18 protein-coding genes and 1 pseudogene are annotated in these 19,149 nt (G+C 43.6%); 12 read left to right on the top strand and 7 right to left on the bottom strand.

Annotation, left to right across the window (positions count from 1 at the left end; genetic code table 11):
• A pseudogene (locus Q0241_RS10110) lies at positions 1 to 1,115 on the top strand (hypothetical protein); the annotation flags it as partial.
• Here Q0241_RS10110 and Q0241_RS10105 read toward each other — a convergent pair.
• Complete coding sequence (locus Q0241_RS10105) at positions 1,033 to 1,845, bottom strand: ATP-binding cassette domain-containing protein (RefSeq protein WP_299376918.1); 813 nt, start codon at positions 1,843 to 1,845, stop codon at positions 1,033 to 1,035. The pseudogene Q0241_RS10110 and the gene Q0241_RS10105 overlap by 83 nt on opposite strands.
• A gap of 184 nt (positions 1,846 to 2,029) precedes the next feature.
• Entirely contained in the window at positions 2,030 to 3,124 is a 1,095-nt protein-coding gene (locus Q0241_RS10100) for an extracellular solute-binding protein (protein WP_299376915.1), read from the bottom strand.
• A 303-nt stretch (positions 3,125 to 3,427) separates the two neighbouring features.
• Here Q0241_RS10100 and Q0241_RS10095 point away from each other — a divergent pair, with 303 nt between their 5' ends.
• A complete protein-coding gene (locus tag Q0241_RS10095) occupies positions 3,428 to 4,927 on the top strand; it encodes a PLP-dependent aminotransferase family protein (RefSeq protein WP_299376912.1) in 1,500 nt (499 codons plus the stop codon).
• Positions 4,928 to 4,971: 44 nt separating this feature from the next.
• Here the strand turns inward: Q0241_RS10095 and Q0241_RS10090 are convergent, their stop codons facing one another.
• The gene (locus Q0241_RS10090; RefSeq protein WP_299376910.1) at positions 4,972 to 6,126 is read right to left on the bottom strand and encodes an aminotransferase; all 1,155 of its coding nucleotides are present in this window, start codon (positions 6,124 to 6,126) and stop codon (positions 4,972 to 4,974) included.
• 254 nt (positions 6,127 to 6,380) lie between these two features.
• Here Q0241_RS10090 and Q0241_RS10085 point away from each other — a divergent pair, with 254 nt between their 5' ends.
• A complete protein-coding gene (locus Q0241_RS10085) occupies positions 6,381 to 7,538 on the top strand; it encodes a TauD/TfdA family dioxygenase (RefSeq protein ID WP_299376907.1) in 1,158 nt (385 codons plus the stop codon).
• Positions 7,539 to 7,591: 53 nt separating this feature from the next.
• On the opposite strand, the gene Q0241_RS10080 is transcribed toward Q0241_RS10085, so the two are convergent.
• The gene (locus tag Q0241_RS10080; RefSeq protein WP_299376904.1) at positions 7,592 to 8,356 is read right to left on the bottom strand and encodes a sulfite exporter TauE/SafE family protein; all 765 of its coding nucleotides are present in this window, start codon (positions 8,354 to 8,356) and stop codon (positions 7,592 to 7,594) included.
• 493 nt (positions 8,357 to 8,849) lie between these two features.
• Between Q0241_RS10080 and Q0241_RS10075 the strand changes: the two genes are divergently transcribed.
• A complete protein-coding gene (locus tag Q0241_RS10075; protein WP_299376902.1) occupies positions 8,850 to 9,143 on the top strand; it encodes a hypothetical protein in 294 nt (97 codons plus the stop codon).
• A gap of 85 nt (positions 9,144 to 9,228) precedes the next feature.
• Here the strand turns inward: Q0241_RS10075 and Q0241_RS10070 are convergent, their stop codons facing one another.
• Complete coding sequence (locus Q0241_RS10070) at positions 9,229 to 9,993, bottom strand: transporter substrate-binding domain-containing protein (protein ID WP_299376899.1); 765 nt, start codon at positions 9,991 to 9,993, stop codon at positions 9,229 to 9,231.
• Positions 9,994 to 10,205: 212 nt separating this feature from the next.
• Here Q0241_RS10070 and Q0241_RS10065 point away from each other — a divergent pair, with 212 nt between their 5' ends.
• The 6 genes from Q0241_RS10065 (at position 10,206) to Q0241_RS10040 (ending at position 15,830) form a co-directional block, all read left to right on the top strand.
• The gene (locus Q0241_RS10065) at positions 10,206 to 10,775 is read left to right on the top strand and encodes a hypothetical protein (protein WP_299376896.1); all 570 of its coding nucleotides are present in this window, start codon (positions 10,206 to 10,208) and stop codon (positions 10,773 to 10,775) included.
• An 85-nt stretch (positions 10,776 to 10,860) separates the two neighbouring features.
• Positions 10,861 to 12,003: an ABC transporter permease gene (locus tag Q0241_RS10060; RefSeq protein WP_299376893.1), complete on the top strand. Its 1,143-nt coding sequence runs from the start codon at positions 10,861 to 10,863 to the stop codon at positions 12,001 to 12,003.
• A 2-nt stretch (positions 12,004 to 12,005) separates the two neighbouring features.
• Positions 12,006 to 12,788, top strand: a complete 783-nt coding sequence (locus tag Q0241_RS10055) for an ABC transporter ATP-binding protein (protein ID WP_299376890.1) — start codon at positions 12,006 to 12,008, stop codon at positions 12,786 to 12,788.
• A gap of 108 nt (positions 12,789 to 12,896) precedes the next feature.
• A complete protein-coding gene (locus Q0241_RS10050) occupies positions 12,897 to 13,931 on the top strand; it encodes an MlaD family protein (RefSeq protein WP_299376887.1) in 1,035 nt (344 codons plus the stop codon).
• 109 nt (positions 13,932 to 14,040) lie between these two features.
• A complete protein-coding gene (locus Q0241_RS10045; protein ID WP_299376884.1) occupies positions 14,041 to 14,685 on the top strand; it encodes an ABC-type transport auxiliary lipoprotein family protein in 645 nt (214 codons plus the stop codon).
• 176 nt (positions 14,686 to 14,861) lie between these two features.
• Complete coding sequence (locus Q0241_RS10040; RefSeq protein WP_299376881.1) at positions 14,862 to 15,830, top strand: bestrophin family protein; 969 nt, start codon at positions 14,862 to 14,864, stop codon at positions 15,828 to 15,830.
• Between the two features lie 24 nt (positions 15,831 to 15,854).
• Here Q0241_RS10040 and Q0241_RS10035 read toward each other — a convergent pair whose 3' ends face one another.
• Entirely contained in the window at positions 15,855 to 16,385 is a 531-nt protein-coding gene (locus tag Q0241_RS10035; RefSeq protein WP_299376878.1) for a MarR family transcriptional regulator, read from the bottom strand.
• A 149-nt stretch (positions 16,386 to 16,534) separates the two neighbouring features.
• Between Q0241_RS10035 and Q0241_RS10030 the strand changes: the two genes are divergently transcribed.
• Complete coding sequence (locus Q0241_RS10030) at positions 16,535 to 17,134, top strand: nitroreductase family protein (protein ID WP_299376875.1); 600 nt, start codon at positions 16,535 to 16,537, stop codon at positions 17,132 to 17,134.
• A 67-nt stretch (positions 17,135 to 17,201) separates the two neighbouring features.
• Positions 17,202 to 18,137 carry a DMT family transporter gene (locus tag Q0241_RS10025; protein ID WP_299376873.1) on the top strand — a complete coding sequence of 312 codons (936 nt, stop codon included), beginning with the start codon at positions 17,202 to 17,204 and terminating at the stop codon, positions 18,135 to 18,137.
• A 51-nt stretch (positions 18,138 to 18,188) separates the two neighbouring features.
• On the opposite strand, the gene Q0241_RS10020 is transcribed toward Q0241_RS10025, so the two are convergent.
• Complete coding sequence (locus Q0241_RS10020) at positions 18,189 to 19,076, bottom strand: LysR family transcriptional regulator (protein ID WP_299376870.1); 888 nt, start codon at positions 19,074 to 19,076, stop codon at positions 18,189 to 18,191.
• Between the last annotated feature and the right edge of the window lie 73 nt (positions 19,077 to 19,149).

Below are 19,149 nucleotides of genomic sequence, written 5' to 3'. Positions count from 1 at the left end.
CAAAAAATGTACTGTTACTTATCGTTTCAGGAGTACAGGAAATTACAATTGATGAAATAGGAGAAATAAATGACCATATTCAAGTAGAAGCGGGTTATGGTGCCAATATTATTATGGGTGTTGGTGAGGACGATACTTTGGGAGAAGCAATTGCAGTAACGGTTATTGCCACGGGTTTTAATATTGAGCAACAAGATGATATTGTAAATACGGAGACAAAAAAAATAATTCACACGCTTGAAGACGGACAGCGAGCTGAGAAAGAATTATTGCCAAATAATACAACCGTGCATACCTTAGTGGTTGAAGATGAACAAGAACAAGTTGAGGCAGAGACGAGATATGAGCTTTTAGACGAGGGCGATTTTGATTTAATACCTACAACCAACTACATTAAAAATTTCAACGTTTTTTATGAAGAGGTAGTTGCAAAAAATGTTTCCGAGGATGATTTCATTATTATTGAATCTTCTGATGCGCTTAGAAATATAGAGGTAGTAGAGCCAGAAATATTAAAAGTTGAAGAAGAGGAAGATCAGTTTGCAATGAGCTTTGATTTGCCTTTAAAAGATGAAGAGGAAAAGGAGAACGTTATTACCTTCAGTTTAGATGATGATGTTAAGGATATGGACGTTAAAGATAGTGTTGAGATTATTCCTGTATTGGAATACAACAAGACCGGTGAAACGCGCTATAGTCTTGATGATTATATGCAATTGGAAAATCAATTGACAGGGGCTAAGTCCAAGGCGGAAGAGTTTGAACCCAAAATTATTGAGGACGAATTGGTTTTCGAAAAGAAAACGATAGCGGATAATAATACCGCCACGGATAGGAATAGGGATGTAGACCCAATGGAAACTCCAATAGAGGAGCTATTAAAGGAAAGAGCAGATGAGCGTCGAAGAAAACTTAAGGACTTTAATTATAAGTTCAAGAATAGCTTGAGTAATATTGATGAAATTGAAAAGGAGCCAGCTTACAAGAGACAGGGTGTAAATCTGAATGATAACCCTAGGGAAAATAAAATTTCTAGAACAAGCTTAAGCGATGATAGTAACGATGAAATACAGTTAAGGTCAAACAATTCTTTTTTACATGACAATGTAGATTAAGTATAATTTTTAATACTAGTTTAAACCCGAAAACAAAAGCTGTTTTCGGGTTGTAATAGAGATCTTGCGGAGATCCAACTTGCTCAAAGCGTCCCTGGTTCATAACAGCAACGTTGTCAGACATAACTAATGCTTCGGACTGGTCATGGGTAATATATACAAAGGTTGTACCCACCTCGTGCTGAAGCTGTTTCAGTTCAACTTTCATGTGTTCACGCAGTTTTAAATCGAGAGCACCTAACGGCTCATCAAGAAGTAAAACAGCCGGTTCAAGTACAAGAGAGCGCGCAATCGCAATACGTTGACGCTGCCCACCGGAAAGCTGCGTCACATCTTTTGGTCCTGCGTCGGGCAGACTTACCCGCTCCAGAACATCAGCAACTTTTTTATCTATTTCTGCCTGTGGTAGTTTTCTGCGCTTCAAGCCATAAGCAATATTTTCGGCCACGTTCATCATAGGAAAAAGCGCGAGATGTTGGAAAACCATATTAACAGGGCGCTTGTTCGGGGGAACCCCCAACATGGACTGTTCTTTAATGACAATGTCACCTGCAGTCGGTTCGATAAAACCAGCAAGCATACGTAAAAGAGTGGTCTTACCACAGCCACTTGGACCGAGTATTGAGAAAAAAGATCCCTTTGGAATTTCCAAAGACACATTATCAACAGCTGTAAATTTCCCAAAGGACTTCACCAGCTGTCGACACTCAAGATCCAATTGATTGCTCATATTCTTTATTTACCTGCGAAAGGGTGTTGTATTTATCAGGTCTGTTGGCCTGTTATACCGGGTTTTAAAGTCCCCCGAGATTAGGACTTTAGCGGAAAATGACGGAACAAACCGCTGATGGCAATACCCCCGATCTCTAACAAGACCGGGGGCCGCCTTTTATGTACCGTATGGCGAGCTTCTCTTAGTTAGAAGAAGCAGCTTTCACACGATCCAGAACTTTACCTTCGATAGTTTCAAGCCCTGGTGGTACAGTTGGGTACCATTTGATGTTATCTAGATCAGCCTGTGGGAAACTTCCCTGGAACTGAGCTTTCAGCGTCGCATCAGCGTGCTCATCAGCACCTTTGGATGCTGTAAAGTTACCCGCAGCAGCAGTGATCTGTGCAGCAACTTCAGGACGCATTACAAAGTTTATCCATTTGTAAGCAGCAGCTTCGTTTTCAGTTTTCTTTGGCAGAACAAAAGTATCAATCCAACCAAGAGCACCAGATTTAGGCGCAACAAAAGTTACGTCTGCATTATCGTTGTTAAGCTTCCATCCGCCTGTATCCCAAGCCATGGCAGCAACAACTTCGCCTGAACGAACAAGGTTAAGAAGTGCGTCGCCGCCTTCCCAATAGGTTTTCACATTTGCTTTACAAGAAATGAGCTTGTTTTCAACGTCGCCCATGATTTCTTCGTACTTGGCTTTATCGCCATAAGCAGCAAATGGATCATGACCAAGAGCAAAAGCAAAACCAATCAACGTTGGACGTTTTAGGCGGTAAGAAACTTTACCAGCAACGGCATCATTACAAAGATCAGTATAATCTTTAACAGTGCTTGCCTGCTTTGTATTCAAAACCAGACCACTTGTACCCCATACGTGTGGCACACCGTAAACATCGCCTTTGTAGGTTGTGTTTGTCTTTGTTGCTTCAAGCATAGAGCCGATGAACTGGCTTGAATCGATTTTTGAAAGATCAATTGGCTTGTAAATTCTGTGTTCGGCCTGTGCACCAGAAATACGGTCTTGGCTAGGCTGAGCAAGGTCAAAACCGCCACCGCCAGTCGCACGAAGTTTCGCAATCATTTCTTCGTTGTTAGATTTAGTAACCTTAACATCGATGCCAGTTTCTTCCTTGAACTGCTTAACAACAGATTCAGGAGCATAACCACCCCAGGTAAGAAGGCGTAGTTCTTCTGCGTGTGCTTGACCAGCAAATGCCAGGCCTGCGATTGCAGTTACACCCAGAATTGCCTGCTTAAGCGAAAGCTTGGCTTTCGTGTTAATCATAAAAAACCTCCGTGTTTATAAATGCGCATGTTCGAATACGTCATAGGCCCAAATTAAACCTTTTATTCACCGAACAAGAGCTCTTCAAGTCTGACTTCAATGTTCAGAATGAACACTTTTCTATCATGAATGCACACCTACAGGGCGTGTATTACAGTGACATTGAACTTTGTTTGCAATTCCGCTTTTACACGGTTTTGCTTGCAGCTTTGTTGTTTTGGAAATACTACACGGATAGTGGCATCACTTTAAGATCCATTATTGAACACCCAAGCAGACCAATTTTATATTAAGTTCACGATCATGGCTAAATTTGCATCCGGCGCCCTACTCGAAGGCATAAAACTGGACCCGACATCACAAACACCGCTTTACAGACAGCTCTATAGCGGCATCAGAAAGCTTATTCTTTCCGGTGACTTACCCCCTGGAACCAAGCTTTCAGCCAGCAGAACAATTGCTACTGAACTGGAAATTTCCAGAACAACGGTCATCAATACAATTGAACAAATGATTTCCGAAGGTTTTTTGGAAACACGTCGAGGGGCGGGCACTTATGTAACCCATCGTTTATCAGCAATGACCGATTTCTACCAATCAGCAAGTGATGACGACCCCGATTCTTTCGAAGAAGATCCTGATTTAACGCTTTCAATCCGAGGCCTTAAATATTCGGAACTGCCTCATCAATACGAACCGGAAGGCATTTACACCTTTAGGCCAAGCCAACCGGCATACGAGCTGTTGCCACATGATGTTTTTTCTCGCCTGACCAACAGATATCAACGCAAGCCATCCAACGACGATTTAACCTACGCAGATCGCGGAGGGTTCATGCCTTTGCGAGAAGCGATTTCAAGCTACCTGAAAACGTCTCGTTCAGTGCGCTGCACACCAGAACAGATCATTATCACCTCTGGTACCCAGTCCGCCCTTAATCTTGCTAGTCAACTCCTGCTTGATCCCGGCGATACCGTCTGGATGGAAGATCCAGGTCACACCGCGGCACGCTGTGTCTTTGAAGGGACTGGCGCCAATGTCGTTCCCATTCCCCCGGATGAACACGGTTTCAACCCTGATCTCTGCCCGGAAGAAGCCAAAGATACCCCTGCACGCCTTGCCTATGTAACACCGTCAAGTCAACATCCCTTGGGTTATCGGATGCCCCTCACCCGTCGCATCAAACTTTTGGAATGGGCACAGCAAAACAATACCTGGATTTTTGAAGACGATTACAACAGTGAATTCAGATATACGGGGCGTCCCCTGTCAGCTTTGCAAGGGCTGGATAAAGGGGGAAGAGTTCTTTATGTCAGCTCATTTACCAAGATACTCTATCCCGGTCTTCGACTAGGCTATATGATTGTGCCCAAATCAATGGCAGAGGACTTTGCTCATGCCTCTACCATTTTACAGCGCTCAACCCCCAAGTTGACCCAGCAAATTATTGCGGACTTTATAAACGAAGGTTTCTTCGCCACACACATGCGGAAAATGCGTCGTGTATATCATCAACGCCAACAAATTCTTATTGAAGCAGCAGAAAAGCACCTCAAAGGGCTGGTCGAGATTAACCCGGTAGAACAGGGTTTCCACTGTAACGCCTGGCTTCCCGATCATGCAGACCCTGAACAAGTCGAACAAACGTTAAGAGCCGCTGGCTATGCCGTAAATAATCTGGACTATTACTGCATGGCCCCGCTCAAACGAAAAGGCTTTATGATTGGTTTTGCGGGGACACCCGAAGAAAAAATTTCTGACGGCATCAAAGGCATGGCCAAGATACTGAAAGAAATTCTCTAAGATTAAAACTCCTTAGCAATTCCAAAGACATCAAGCAGAAAAAGCTACGACAGGGCTTTCTTTAACCGGCTGACCGCTTCTTCAAGGACTTCCATTCGCTTGCAAAAGCAAAAACGGACTAAGTTGGTGGGGCCTTCCATATCAAAAAATACACTGACCGGGATTGCGGCAACTTTTGCTTCTGTCGTTATGTAACGGCAAAACTCGTCATCTTTGCCAGAGTGAACACCTCGAATATCGACCGTAACGAAATAAGTACCATCACACGGCAAGACATCAAAACCTATATCAGCTAATGCCTTTGAAAGATAATCCCTCTTACCTTCCAGGTCTTTTATTAGATTATTGAAATAACTTTGATCTTTTGACAATCCCGCAGCCACTGCCTTTTGCAAATTTGGTGGCGTGGTAAAGGTCGTGAATTGATGTGCCTTGATAATCGGGGTTAAAACCTCTGGTGCGCCACACACATAGCCAACCTTCCAGCCCGTGAGCGCAAAACTTTTCCCCGCAGATCCGATACGAACCGTTCGATCCCTCATCCCCGGAAGCGTGATCAGTGGATAGTGCTTTCGTCCATCAAAGATGAGGTGCTCGTAAACTTCGTCACAAACCGCATAGATGTCATACCGCAGACATAATTCGGCCAAGGCTTCCAGCTCATCCCAATGAAAAGCTTTTCCTGTTGGGTTCATTGGGCTGTTGATAATAATCAGTTTGGTTTCCTGGGTAAGGGCTTCATCCAGCTCTTCAATCGGCAACTTCCAGTCCGGCGCGGACATCGGCACAATTACCGGAATACCACCTGCCCTTTTAATAAGCGGGATATAACAATCATACGATGGTTCCAGAACGACAACTTCATCACCAGGTTCAATTAACCCGAATAAACAATCCGCCAAGGCTTCGGTTGCCCCGGAAGTCACCATAACTTCGGTCTTCCAATCCAGATTTAAGCCATAAAACTTTTTATCATGGTCAGCGATCGCTTTGCGCAATTCAGGAATACCCATCATAGACGGATATTGATTGGGGCCTTCCATCAAGCTATCAGCCGCAATTTTCCGTAACTCTTCCGGGCCGTCTTCATCTGGAAAACCCTGTCCCAGATTAATGGCATCATGTTTCAAGGCCAATTGGGACATCACCTCAAAAACAGTCGTACTATAAGAAGAAAGGACAGAATTGGCGTCTTTCATGGTTTTGGCTCCCGGTTAGAATTTCTTGCATTAATAGTAACACCTTAGCTGGTTTTCACACAATGAAAGTTCAAACTATTATTGATCCCATGACCACTTCGTCATTCCCCTGAGAAAAACTGACTGATCCACCAAATAAAATCACTTTCCGATGCTTCCGATCTAATCCAAGTTCCTTTTTAGTCGTCAACAGATTTGCCCACAGACTTGCCCTACGACATTTGGGGGCTAAACAGCTACGTACGGAGTACAGAATGAGCTCGCTCGCCAAAAAAGGACAATTTGACGTTTCAGCAAAGGAACTGAACCTTTCAGATCGCTCCCTGGAAATCAGCTGGTCAGACGGCAAGGTTGCAACGTTCCATTACCTATGGCTTCGCGACAACTGTCCAAGCGGGTTTCACCCCTCAACACAAGAGCGCCTATTCAACCTGACGACGGTAAGTCCTGATATATACGCCACCGAAGGAAAATTTGACCAAACCACCTTGTCTATCAGTTGGTCAGAAGAGGCACACAAAAGCACCTATCAACTACAATGGCTTTATGAAAATGCCTATTCCTCCGATTTCAAAAAGCCGAACACATCCGTTATCGTACCCTGGGGAACAGAAATCCTGAATGATATGTACGAGGTCGAATACAATGACCTCATGCAGGATGACCTAGCTCTCTTTAGCTGGTTAAAATCAGTTCAAGAATCCGGCATTTCTTACGTACGCAATGTACCTTGCACAGACGAAGGGGTTACAGATGTTGCCAATCGGATCTCTTTTCTGCGCCAAACCAACTTCGGAACTGTTTTTGATGTGCAATCAAAACCAAACCCCATCAACAACGCCTATACCTCCGAAGCTCTGCCCCTTCATATTGATTTGATCAATCAAGAAACACCGCCGGGATATCAATTCCTGCACTGTCTGATGAATGACAGTCTTGGTGGAGAATCAACTTATGCTGACGGCTTCAAGATCATAGACGAACTCAGAAAAACAGATCCAAAGGCATTCCATCTGTTAACGACCGTTACTGTGCCCATGCGATTTCATGATTTTGAAACAGACATTCGAACACGGAAAACCATCATCAATGTCGACGAAAATGATCAACTTATTGAGTTAAGGTACAGCCCGCACCTCGTCGATACTTTTGATATGGATGAAAAAATAATGGACCGCTTCTATCTTGCCTTTAGAAAGCTCATGGTTCTGATTAATGATCCGCGCTTTGTTATTTCTGTAAAAATGACCCCCGGCGATCTATGTATCTTTGATAACAGACGGGTCATGCATGGTCGAAATTCATACAAAGCTGGTGACGGCTACAGTGGCGCAAGACACCTGCGGGGATGCTATGTAGATCGAAGTGATTTTGAAAGCCGTCTCCGCGTTCTCGCGCGAACTTACAGCTAGCTCTCTGATGGCCCTTAACAAAAGCTCATCCCTTTCGGATTAGACTTTTGTTTTCACCAAACAAGTGGCGACATTCCGTCATAAAGCAGTTTTGCACCAGCCAATATCATCATCAGATAGCTGATTTGATAGAACAGCTCAGGCGCAATTAATTTATGTAACTTCAAACCTAACCAAATGCCCAAGGGGACAATTGGCACAAACAAAAGCGAAAGCATCAGGTTTTCAGAAGAAAACTGCCCCATCCACGCATAAGGTATCAACTTAACCTGATTAACAATCAGAAAGAAGGCAACGTTTGTTCCAACAAAAACCGTTTTGTCTAACCGCTGCCGCAAAAGAAAAAACTTAACCGGGGGACCGCCCGCATGAGCCACAAAGCTGGTAAACCCAGCAATCACACCGCATCCAATTCCGACAGGAGACGACGCCTCTGTTTGTTTTCTTTCTTTTTGATTACCAATAAAATAACTCAGCCCAAACAACAGCGTCAGAAGCCCTAGCAAAATTCGGATATCATTCGCATCGACATAGCTATAGGTCAGTGCGCCGATACCAATCCCCGATAAAGCCCCCAGAACAAGAACCGTTAAGTTTTTACGGTGAAAGCTTTTCCGATAAGCCCAAATACTAAGAGCATCCATACAGCACAGAATGGGTAGCATTATCGCAGCCGCTTTAAAGGGGGAAATGAACATCGCCATCAAAGGCACGGTCAAAGCCCCCATCCCCCCCGAAAATCCGCTTTTGGAAATTCCGGTGATTAAAACAGCAAAGGCTGCGACGACATAAAAAGAAAGAGAAACATCCGGCAACATGAAGCGCGGCCATCCTGTGAGATAAATGTGTCACCCAGTTACACCATAAATTCCTCAAAAGGCAAGTCAGGGGATAATCAAAGCGTAAAACCACAAGTTAAGATACTGTATTCATTTAAAAATAAATATTTTTCACAAAACTATTAACATCCAAAAATAATTCTTCTCAACCTGCCTTTTTGTGAACAAAAGGTTGTCTTTTTAATATCACACCTAAAGCACTGATTATCAGTTAAGTTAATAGCCAAGATCTACTTGGAGCACCTTAATCGTTATTCTAGGTATCAAATTTTGATCAAGCTAATTGAAAAATAAGAGGAGCCCAAATTGCAGTATTTAAACCGTGTATGAATGAAATTTATATCCACGCCTTTTGATCCAAAACACCACATTGAAAAGGCTTAGATGAATGCATGATTAGGTCTCTCAAACATAATCAGCCCATTCAATTTAAATAATTCACTGTCTAAAAACTGTAATTGGAATCCTAGTTATGAAAAAACTTATGCTTGTTCTATCTCTAATCGCCTTATCATCATCACTAACGGCCCCGACCTTTGCCCAAGACATCATCGTCCCCAAAAACCATAAAGGCGAAGCGATGACACTTGCCGCGCTAGCTAAAGATGCGGCTTGGAGACAGAAAGTTACAAAGCAATGGAAAACTTCTGAGGCAAATCAGAAGACACGGAAACTAAGATATACAAAAGATAGTTTCTATACTGAGGACAACACTCAAGAAGCCTCGTTGTATAATAGTTACTCATCACAATACATCTATAATTGAAATCTTAAATCGTGGTTAAATAGGCAGTCTAATTTCTGTTAAAAACAGTATGGTTACCTGTGCGTTGAGTTCTACTCAACAACCCTTAATTGTGATTGTTAAAATCATGTATCAGGTCAGGTGCTATTGTTTTTGCATCCTCGAGTAAGGCGTCCCATTCAGGGCTATGTCTAAGCTCTCTGGCTGCGTTTTTGATCTTTACTTTTTTTGAAAAATTTGGCGAAGCATTGGATAACATCAGAAGCACATGTTTACAGCTCAAAAAATAAGGTGTTCCAATATCGCCTGTTGTCATACCGACTTTGGGCAACGAAGCATGAATAACCTGTTCTGTTCCGGTTACAACATCTACGCGCCCTTTTTTAAGTAACCACAAAGCCTCGGTAAAGTTAGCGGTTTCGATTTTCTTAATCGCTTTATTTTGATCTACCCAAGAGCCTGTGCTTGCCCCTCTGACTATAGCCAAACGCAAGCCTTCGATGTCCTCTTTGGACTTAATATCCAGCGCCTTTAACCCCACAAGCATTTTATCAAGCATAATAGTAGGTTCTAAAGGCGTTGCGAATTCTTCAGACAGATAATCTTGAAATGTGATCGTTAGATCATAGGTTCCTTTTTTCATGCCACGGAGCAATCGTTGCCTTGGCACAAGAACAACTTCTATAGGTTCGTCCAAAAATTTCGACAAGTGCTTAAAATAAGAAACTGTAACACCATCAATGCCCCCTGATTCATCATAAAATCCCCACGGCTCTTCAGCCAACACAACAGCTTTCAACGGATTATCCGCGGCAAAACTATAGCTGATCGATGACATCATCAAGAACAGAATAAAGGAGTACAACTTCATTAACGCAAGCAACCAAACGCAAAAAAAACAAACGTAAGCAGATCATTACAACAATTCTACCACCCATCAAGCGTTATATTAAGTGCATAAATTTACACAGTTATTTAAAAAAATTGAGAAATGTGAAACTATTATGACAGTATCTTCTTGCTCTGGCTTGCTCAGCTGGAAAAAGGTAATAAATCTTTTCTACAAAGGTGAAAGGCAAGAAAGTGCCAATTGAAAACGAGTATAAATTTGCTCTCCACGATCCAGAGGGCAAACTAGAAGCAACGTTATCAGCCTCGGATTGTTTTCGTGTTGCCATACGACAGGGCTATATTCGAAAAGGTGCTCGTATTCGTGCATGGCGTGACCTTCAGGCACAGACGGTCCGTTATATTTTCACCTACAAACAACGTGTCGATGATGACGTTATCGAGGTAGAAACAGACATATCTGAAGATGATTTTAACCGTCTTTGGTCTGTACGTGAGTATAATGTCACCAAAGTTCGCTTTAAATTCATTGTCGATGATGTGACGTGGGATGTTGATTTTTTAAAGGATCATGGCAAAACCTATTTCTCTTTGGCAGAAGTAGAATTACCCGAAGACGAACGCACCGTTCCAATGCCGCCTGACCTGATAAAGGATTATGTGCTGGGGAGTACAGGGCGACACGATAAAACCCTGTCAAACAAACGTCTTTTGCATATTGATTATGCCAAGCAGGTCCAAGCCGCTTTTATCACTGGTGAAGATGCCGTTAGGGAATTGGTTTCAACATACCAAGTAACATAACCTTCTTTAAACTGGCCTTTTCAGGAAAAGAACGCGTAATATATATTTACGACCTCACTGAAACAAAAATGCGGCCTCTGATAATTTGACTTCACCGGAAATCAAGTTCTCCTCTGACAAAACAACCCTGACCTGCTTTCTTTCCGGTTCTTGGACAACCCAGAAACTCGCCAGCGTCATCACGCAAATCTCTTCTTCAAAGAATTCAAATGAAGCCGGCGTAGATAACGCGGTTCGAGTATTCGACCTGAAAGCTGTCGAGATTATGGACACAGCTGGCGCTCTTTACTTTCTACAATATAAAGAAGGCATTGAAGGAACCGGAGGGAAAACATCTCTAAAAAGTGTTCCCAAACATGTCAGACAAATTCTTGATACTGTTCAAAAACACAGAATAAAAGAATGCCCCCCCGAAAACAGTCTCGTTGGTTTAAAGAAGCTTCTTACGGATACAGGTGAGAGTTTTTTCAAAACCATCACGCAGGTACAAGAACTCGTTGCATTTTTAGGGTTAGTTCTGGTTGCCTTCGCCAGACAAATGACCAACCCTAAACGCATCCGATGGACGCCTTTAGTAGCACAAATGGAACAAATCGGGATTCATGCCCTTCCGATCGTTGGTCTGATTTCCTTTCTGATTGGTGTGGTTTTGGCCTTTCAGGGTGCCGGACAGCTCGAACGTTTTGGCGCACAGATATTCACAATTAATCTCGTTGCTGTCGGTGTGTTGAGAGAAATGGGCATTTTACTCACCGCCATTATTGTGGCTGGCCGATCTGGCAGTGCCTTTACGGCGCAATTGGGAACCATGAAGGTCAACGAAGAAATTGATGCCATGCGCACAATAGGTTTGGACCCCATTGATGTTTTGGTTCTCCCCCGCATTTTGGGATTGATGCTGGTTTTACCCCTATTGACCTTTTACGCAGATATCATGGGCATTCTTGGTGGCGCAGCGATGACCATGCTCACGCTTGATCTGTCCTTTTATCAATACATCCGTTATCTACAGGATGCGGCCTCACTGGGGGATTTCTGGGTTGGCATAATCAAGGCCCCTATTTTTGCGTTTATTATTGCCCTGATCGGCTGTCACGAGGGGCTACAGGTGAGTAGAAGTGCCGAATCAGTAGGACGACAAACAACCCGTTCTGTTGTTGAAGCTATCTTTTTTGTCATCGTTTTAGATGCGCTTTTATCTATTCTCTTCTCTGTTATGGGAATTTGAGAATGCCCACGGCAATCAAATCCAAGGACTTTGTGATTTCACTCAAAGGTATTCGCAATCAGTTCGGCGACCACATCCTTCATGACCACCTTGATCTCGACATCAGAAAAGGCGAAGTTTTAGGTGTTGTTGGTGGCTCGGGCACCGGAAAATCGGTTTTGATGCGCACGATAATCGGCCTTAATCAAAAAGCAGCAGGGTCCATAAAGATCCTGAAACAAGATGTTGATCAGGTTTCGCAAGCAGAATTAAGGGCCTTAAGACAGCGCATGGGAGTCCTTTTTCAGGATGGCGCCCTCTTTTCCTCCCTGACCGTATCTCAAAACATTGAAGCCGTGATTAACGAACATACAAAACTCCCGAAACAGTTTGTACGGGAAATTGCAGCTTTGAAAATTGTCTTGGCAGGCCTACCAATTGAAGCCGGTGATAAATACCCATCGGAACTGTCCGGCGGAATGAGAAAAAGGGCTGGTATTGCGCGCGCTCTGGCTCTGGACCCTGATATCCTTTTCCTAGATGAACCAACCGCGGGCCTTGACCCTATTGGTGCCGCCCAGTTTGATGCATTAATCGCAAAGCTACAGGATACATTAGGACTTACAGTTGTTATGATTACCCATGATTTGGATTCACTCCATGCCATCTGTAACCGCATCGGCGTTTTGCTAGATAAAAAAATAAAGGTCGGCACAATTTCAGAGCTGTCAAAAGAGCCTGATCCTTGGATCAAGGAATATTTCGGCGGTCCAAGAGGACGGGCCGCGACAAGATCACATGCATAACGGCAACTTAAAAATTATGGTAACAAGCCACAACTATATGAGTAACGCCCTGATCCCGGCATATTCTGGGGCATATTCCGGGATATATTTTCCCGGTAAGGAGATATAATGGAAACCCGTGCAAACCATATGATTGTCGGCTCTTTTGTCATTGCTTTTTTTATTGGGGCTCTCGCCTTTGTGGTCTGGCTCGCAAAGTTTGAATCAGATCAAAGCTATGCCAATTACAACATTATTTACCGAGGGGATGTTACAGGTCTAAAACCCGGAAGCCCAGTTCGCTATCATGGCGTCAACGTAGGAGAAGTCGTTGATGTTGCCTTGTCGCCGGACAAACCAGCAGAAGAAGTTGTTATCCTTTTAGAAGTAGAAGAAGGCACCCCCGTAAAGCAAGACACCACAGCGACACTCCAGCTAGAGGGGATTACAGGTGTTAAATCCATCCAACTGACAATTGGTAATATGCAGTCTGCGCCACTTGTCGAAGAAGGCCCCTATGGCCACCCTGTCATACAATCAAAAACATCCGCGCTAGATCAGTTATTAGAAGGAGCACCAGAACTGGTCTCAAGCGCCAATGTTCTTCTTGCTCGCGGCAACGATCTACTGAATGACCAAAACAGAGTAAGTATTGCCCTAACGCTTAAGAACATTGAAGCCCTGACAAAAGCCCTTGCTGAAAAAGAAAATCAAATCTCAGGTCTTATCGACGACACCGCCGTTACTGCCAGCAATATGAAGGCCGTTTCTGTATCGGTAAAAGAGTTAACTGATGAACTACGTCAGGGCAGCACAGAGATAATAAACAAAACTAACCATGCGATCACCTCGTTGGATAACGCCGCCGTATCAATTGATAATCTTGTTGGCGAAAGCACCCCGGAAATCAAAATTCTCGTACAGGATTTTCAACAAACAGCTCGCAGTTTTGCAAGTACCAGTAACCAGGTCGAAGCCCTTATCAGGGAAAACAGAGAACCTCTTCAAGACTTCACATCCACAGGGCTTTATGAATTTTCCAACCTGTTGTCAGAAACAAGAACTCTTGTCCGGGACCTACAACTCATCGCCGGGGAAATAGAGCGAGATCCCGCTAGGTTCTTTTTTGGCGATAAGCAAAAGGGCTTTGAGCCACCGGAATAATATATAAAAATGGCTTTTTATAATTGGAAAAACGATAATTCTGGCCCCACTATACGTAAAAGATAGGCGAAAATGCCCAAAAACGACAATGACAGAGTAAGTAAGCCCAATGAACGATACAGATAATAAAAAACGCACCTTCCTGAAACTTGCTGGCTTGCTTCCTGTTTCTGGCCTTCTTGCATCCTGTGCAACTCTTATTCCCGGACAAGGTCCACTTCCTGACCTTTATCGCCTATCGCCCAAAAGCACCTTTGACCAAGACTTACCAAAGGTTCCATGGCAGCTGGTCTTAGAACAAACTTCGGCCAATGCCAGCTTGAACACAACAAAGATTGCGCTACAGCGTAAAGCCAATCAGATGGAATATTACGCCAATGCCGGGTGGGTCGACAAAGCCCCGATCATGGTCCAGACGCTGCTTGTGGAATCATTTGAAAATACCGATAGAATTGTGGCAGTTGGTAGAGAAACCATCGGCCTAAGATCAGATTTTATTCTCAAAACTGAACTCCGCGAATTTCAAACTCTTTATTTTGGCAATACGCCAGAGGTCAGGGTTGTCATTAACGCGAAAATTGTACAAATGCCCCGGCGAACAATTATTGGCTCCCAAAGTTTCGAGGCAAGGATTCCAGCCCAATCAGATCAATTGAACTCTATAGTTTCAGCTTTCGATGAAGGGCTAGGCAAGGTAACGAAAAAACTTGTTGAATGGACTCTGTTTACCGCACATTCAAAATATAAAGGATAGGTGATTTCAGAAAGGCCCAAAAGCGCTACAGTGTGTAGTAAACTGATTTTTTTACTCTATTCGAAACATCAAAACGATTATACCAAATTTTCGAATTGCGAAGCCCTTGAATTCATCTAATTTTGCGATGCTCACTTCATTTTGCCCCAACGTTCTTATATCTGGAAAGCATCCAAATGATTATCAGGGACAAGCCTAATGTATTCAGATTATTTTTTGTTCTAAAGGGGTCAATAGTTCCAACGATCGCACCCCAAATTCTTTTTACGGCTTTGCTAGGACTGTTGGTTTATTTTGTTCACCTTTACGCGCCGACCTATCTACCACCCTTAACGGTTACACCCTTTATTTTATTTGGTGTGACGCTCTCAATTTTTCTGGGCTTTAGAAATAGCGCTTCTTATGAACGTTGGTGGGAAGCGAGAAAACTCTGGGGACAGTTGATTATCGACACGCGTTCTCTCGCCAGACAAGTGAAGACCTACACCTGGGTCAAAGATACAAAAGGCAGCGTGTCACTCACTGAAATAACAAGTAAGGATTTGGAATGTAAAGCCCATCAAACGCGGTTTGTACAACTCGCAATCGGCTTTTCACATGCCTTACGCCACCACCTCAGAGGTACTGACTATAACGATGATGTTCATAGGTTTCTATCTTGCGATGATCTAGAACAAATAAACAAAGTGCGCCACAAACCAAACTTCATTCTAAATCTTATGGGCGAAGAACTGCAGCAGATGCTTCAGAAAGAATTCATAGGTGAAATCTCGGCAAGGAACCTAGAAGAACGCCTGACTTCCTTATCAACCATTCTCGCCGCCTGTGAACGGATACACAATACACCTCTGCCCTTTGCCTATAACTTACTCCTCCACAGAACAGCGTATATCTATTGTTTTTGCCTTCCTTTTGGACTCGTTACATCATTGGGCATAATGACACCTTTTGTAACAGCAATAATCGCATACACCTTTTTTGGTCTGGATGCTTTGGGCGAAGAGTTAGAAGATCCTTTTGGCACATCAGCACACGATCTCGCGCTGACAACAATGTCTCGCAATATCGAAATTAACCTACTAGAGACACTTAATGAAGAGAACTTACCAGAACCGGTAAAGCCAAATGGCTATTATCATATCTGACCTCAATATCCAGTAAGCACTTAATCAATCGATCTTTGCCAATAGATGGCGAAGGTGTTGGCGTTCTTCATCAGATAGATTTGATAACATAGCCTCTTCTTTTTTTACATGTGTAACCACCATCTCATTTGCCAAGTCAAAACCGTCATCAGTCAAGGCGACCATTTGCCCTCGCCTGTCATTTGGGTCCATCATTCTCTCAATAAGGCCACGTTTCTCAAGACGATCAAGCCGATTGGTCATCGCAGACGTTGATAACATCATATCTTTAGCTAACAACGAAGGAGACAACGTCTCTCCTTTTCCTTGACGGCGTAGGGTGAACAACACATCCATACCGGCAAAATCCAGATTGTAGTTAGAAATATTATCTAAAACGCCCTGCCGAAGCTTTTCCCCGGCCCGCCAAATTTCACCACAAACAGCCATCGGCGCCGGATCTATATCAGGCCTCTCACGACGCCATTGCGCTAAAATTCCTTCCATTGGGCCGCCTTCTGTTGTCGACGAAATAACAGCCTTTTTGGGAATCGACTTTTTGGGGACTTGACTCATCACTAAACAATCCTTATTTATTTTGATATCAAATTATTTGACGTCAAAATATCTTATATCAAATTATCCTAGATAGAGATACATGACGCCCCAAAAATTGTAAAGGCCCATAAGCAGTAAAGGGTCTGGAAATAGTAAAGGATTGCGTTATGCCAGATACATCACTTCCACTCCGCACCCCGAACCACCCAATTGATCCATTATTTATCAACAGGTGGTCACCCCGTGCTTTTGACAGCAGCAATATTCCGAACGAAGATCTTCAAACCATTTTGGAAGCAGCAAGATGGGCGCCCTCAGCATTTAATGTACAGCCTTGGCGCTTTGTTTATTCCCATCGTGGTGATGAATACTGGAATACACAATTGGATCTATTAGACCCCTTCAATAAAAGTTGGGCACAAAACGCATCAGCATTGGTTTTTGTTATATCGGACAAGATTGTCTCTGGGGATGGTACACGGCCAGACCGCCCATCAAATTACAACAGTTTTGATACAGGGGCAGCCTGGGCTCAGCTAGCCCTTCAGGCTTCTATTAGTGGATACAAAGCCCACGCAATGGCTGGCCTTTATTTCGACAAAGCACAAGAAGCATTAAACCTACCAGACCGTTACAAAGTCGAAATTGCTGTTGCTGTTGGTAAAAACACGGACCCGAACTTTCTTGCCCCTGAACTACAGGAAAGAGAAATTCCCAGCCAACGCCTTTCTAGTACTGAAATTATTTTTTCTGGCACGTTTTCATAATGCTTCACACCAAGCACTTTTTGAGTGTTAGTTAACAATAAGTACATTCGTACTCAGGAGAAGATAAATGAGTTTATCAACAACAGACAATGCCTCAGGAAACAACTCAAAGGGTAAAAATGTATTGAAAAGCCCTACCAGTCTTCTCCTGATAACCGGCACATTAATCGGTTTCAACTTTCCTCTTGGGAAGATCGCAGGTGAAGCAAACGTTTCGCCTATGATCTGGGCGCTTTTGGTTTCTGTCGGGGTCTCTAGCCTTATACTACCAAGCTTAGCTCTTCGAAAACAGCTCGTAATACCCAAAGGAAAAACATTACGTTACGCGATTATATCGTCTCTTATTTCTTTTGTTATTCCGAACCTGCTTCTTTTTAGTGTTATTCCCCATGCCGGAGCAGGATATACAGGATTAATGTTTGCGCTCTCACCTGTGTTTACCTTAGCACTTGCAACCTTATTCAAATTAAAAACACCTAATTTTTTAGGATTAGTCGGTATAGGCATTGGCCTCATCGGTGCTATCGTAGTGAGCATCACTCGTGCAGGTTCAGCAGAAGCCCCGGAACTTATCTGGATTATCGCGGCAATCCTGATCCCCCTGACACTGGCATGCGGTAATATCTATAGAACCATTGATTGGCCGGAAAATGCACTTCCAGACAGCCTTGCATTCTGGAGCCACGGCTTTGCAATATTAGTGTTTATTGCCTTGCTTCTTGCCACTACAGGAACCGTCCGGATTTCAGAACTTGCCGTAATCCCATGGATCGCAGCAACACAAGCTGTTGTAGCTGGCTTAACTTTTCCGGTTTTCTTCAGACTGCAACAAAAAGGCGGTCCAGTTTTGCTCAGCCAGATTGGGTATGTTGCCGCCGCCGTCGGTCTTCTAACCGCTACCTTTATTCTCGGCGAACGTTATAGTCTTTTTACTTGGGGCGGAGCAGGCATAATAGCCATCGGTATTGTCATCACCATTATTTCACAAAGGCAAAAAACATAATAATCCTGCCCTAATGACTACCCTTCAGGCCTAGGGTGTCACAACGACATCTTAGGCCTGAAGGGAAGTCATTAAATTGGCTCCATCTTGTAAAAACTTGTGCCACAGAAAATTAACGTGCGGATTTTGAAGCGCTTCGGGATGGCAAACCATAGAGATCTCTGTTTCTGGTATCGAACCTTGCCAATTGACCCTACAAAGCCCCATATGTGTTGCGATATAATCAGGCAAAACACCAATACCGACACCTGCCAGAACTGCTTGCGCTTGGACAGGCACGCTATCGGATCGAAAAACAATGTTTTTAGAAAGCGGGCGAGATGCAAAGTTTTCCATATAAGGCATCGACATGTAGGCTTCATTAAACCCAACAAGCTTATGTAAAGTTAAGTCCTCCTCAGAATTCGGTTCACCATAGGTTTCGAGATATTTTTCCGAAGCCCATAAACCGTTTTTTAAGGCGAATATCTTTTTTTCAACTAGCTCCGTATCTTTTCGCCCGTGAACTCTAAAGGCGATATCTGCATCACCACGATGTATATCCTCTAATTGATTACCCGGCGATAATAAAACTCTCAGGTCGGGTTCACGCCTTTGAAGCTGAGCAACAACCTGTGGTAACCAATAAGCGGCCAATCCCTCGGTTGCCGTCAAGCGAACGGGCGGATAATCACGCTGGCCAAAGCTTTCCAACTCTCTCTCAAGGCGAAACGCCGTTTCAACAAGGGGCGTTATCCTCTTCGCAAGCAACAAGCCATAGGCCGTCAGGCGCACATACTTGCCATCGCGTTCCAAAAGCTGTTGCCCTAGGCGCTCTTCCATCGCGGCAATCCGCCGACCAACCGTTGGTTGGCTTACGCCTAACTCTCGCGCAGCAGCAGAAAGCCCACCGTTTTTAATAACGGCCTGAAAATATCGATAATCATCCCAATCACTCATCTATTCATTTTTGTATTAATAAAGATCAAAAACAAACATTTTTATTTATAAAATTAATTGCGTATGATTTTAC

The organism is uncultured Kiloniella sp., assembly GCF_937128705.1.
Lineage (GTDB): Bacteria > Pseudomonadota > Alphaproteobacteria > Kiloniellales > Kiloniellaceae > Kiloniella.
Note: the sequence above shows the minus strand (reverse complement) of the source record. Positions and strands in the feature narration are given on the sequence as shown.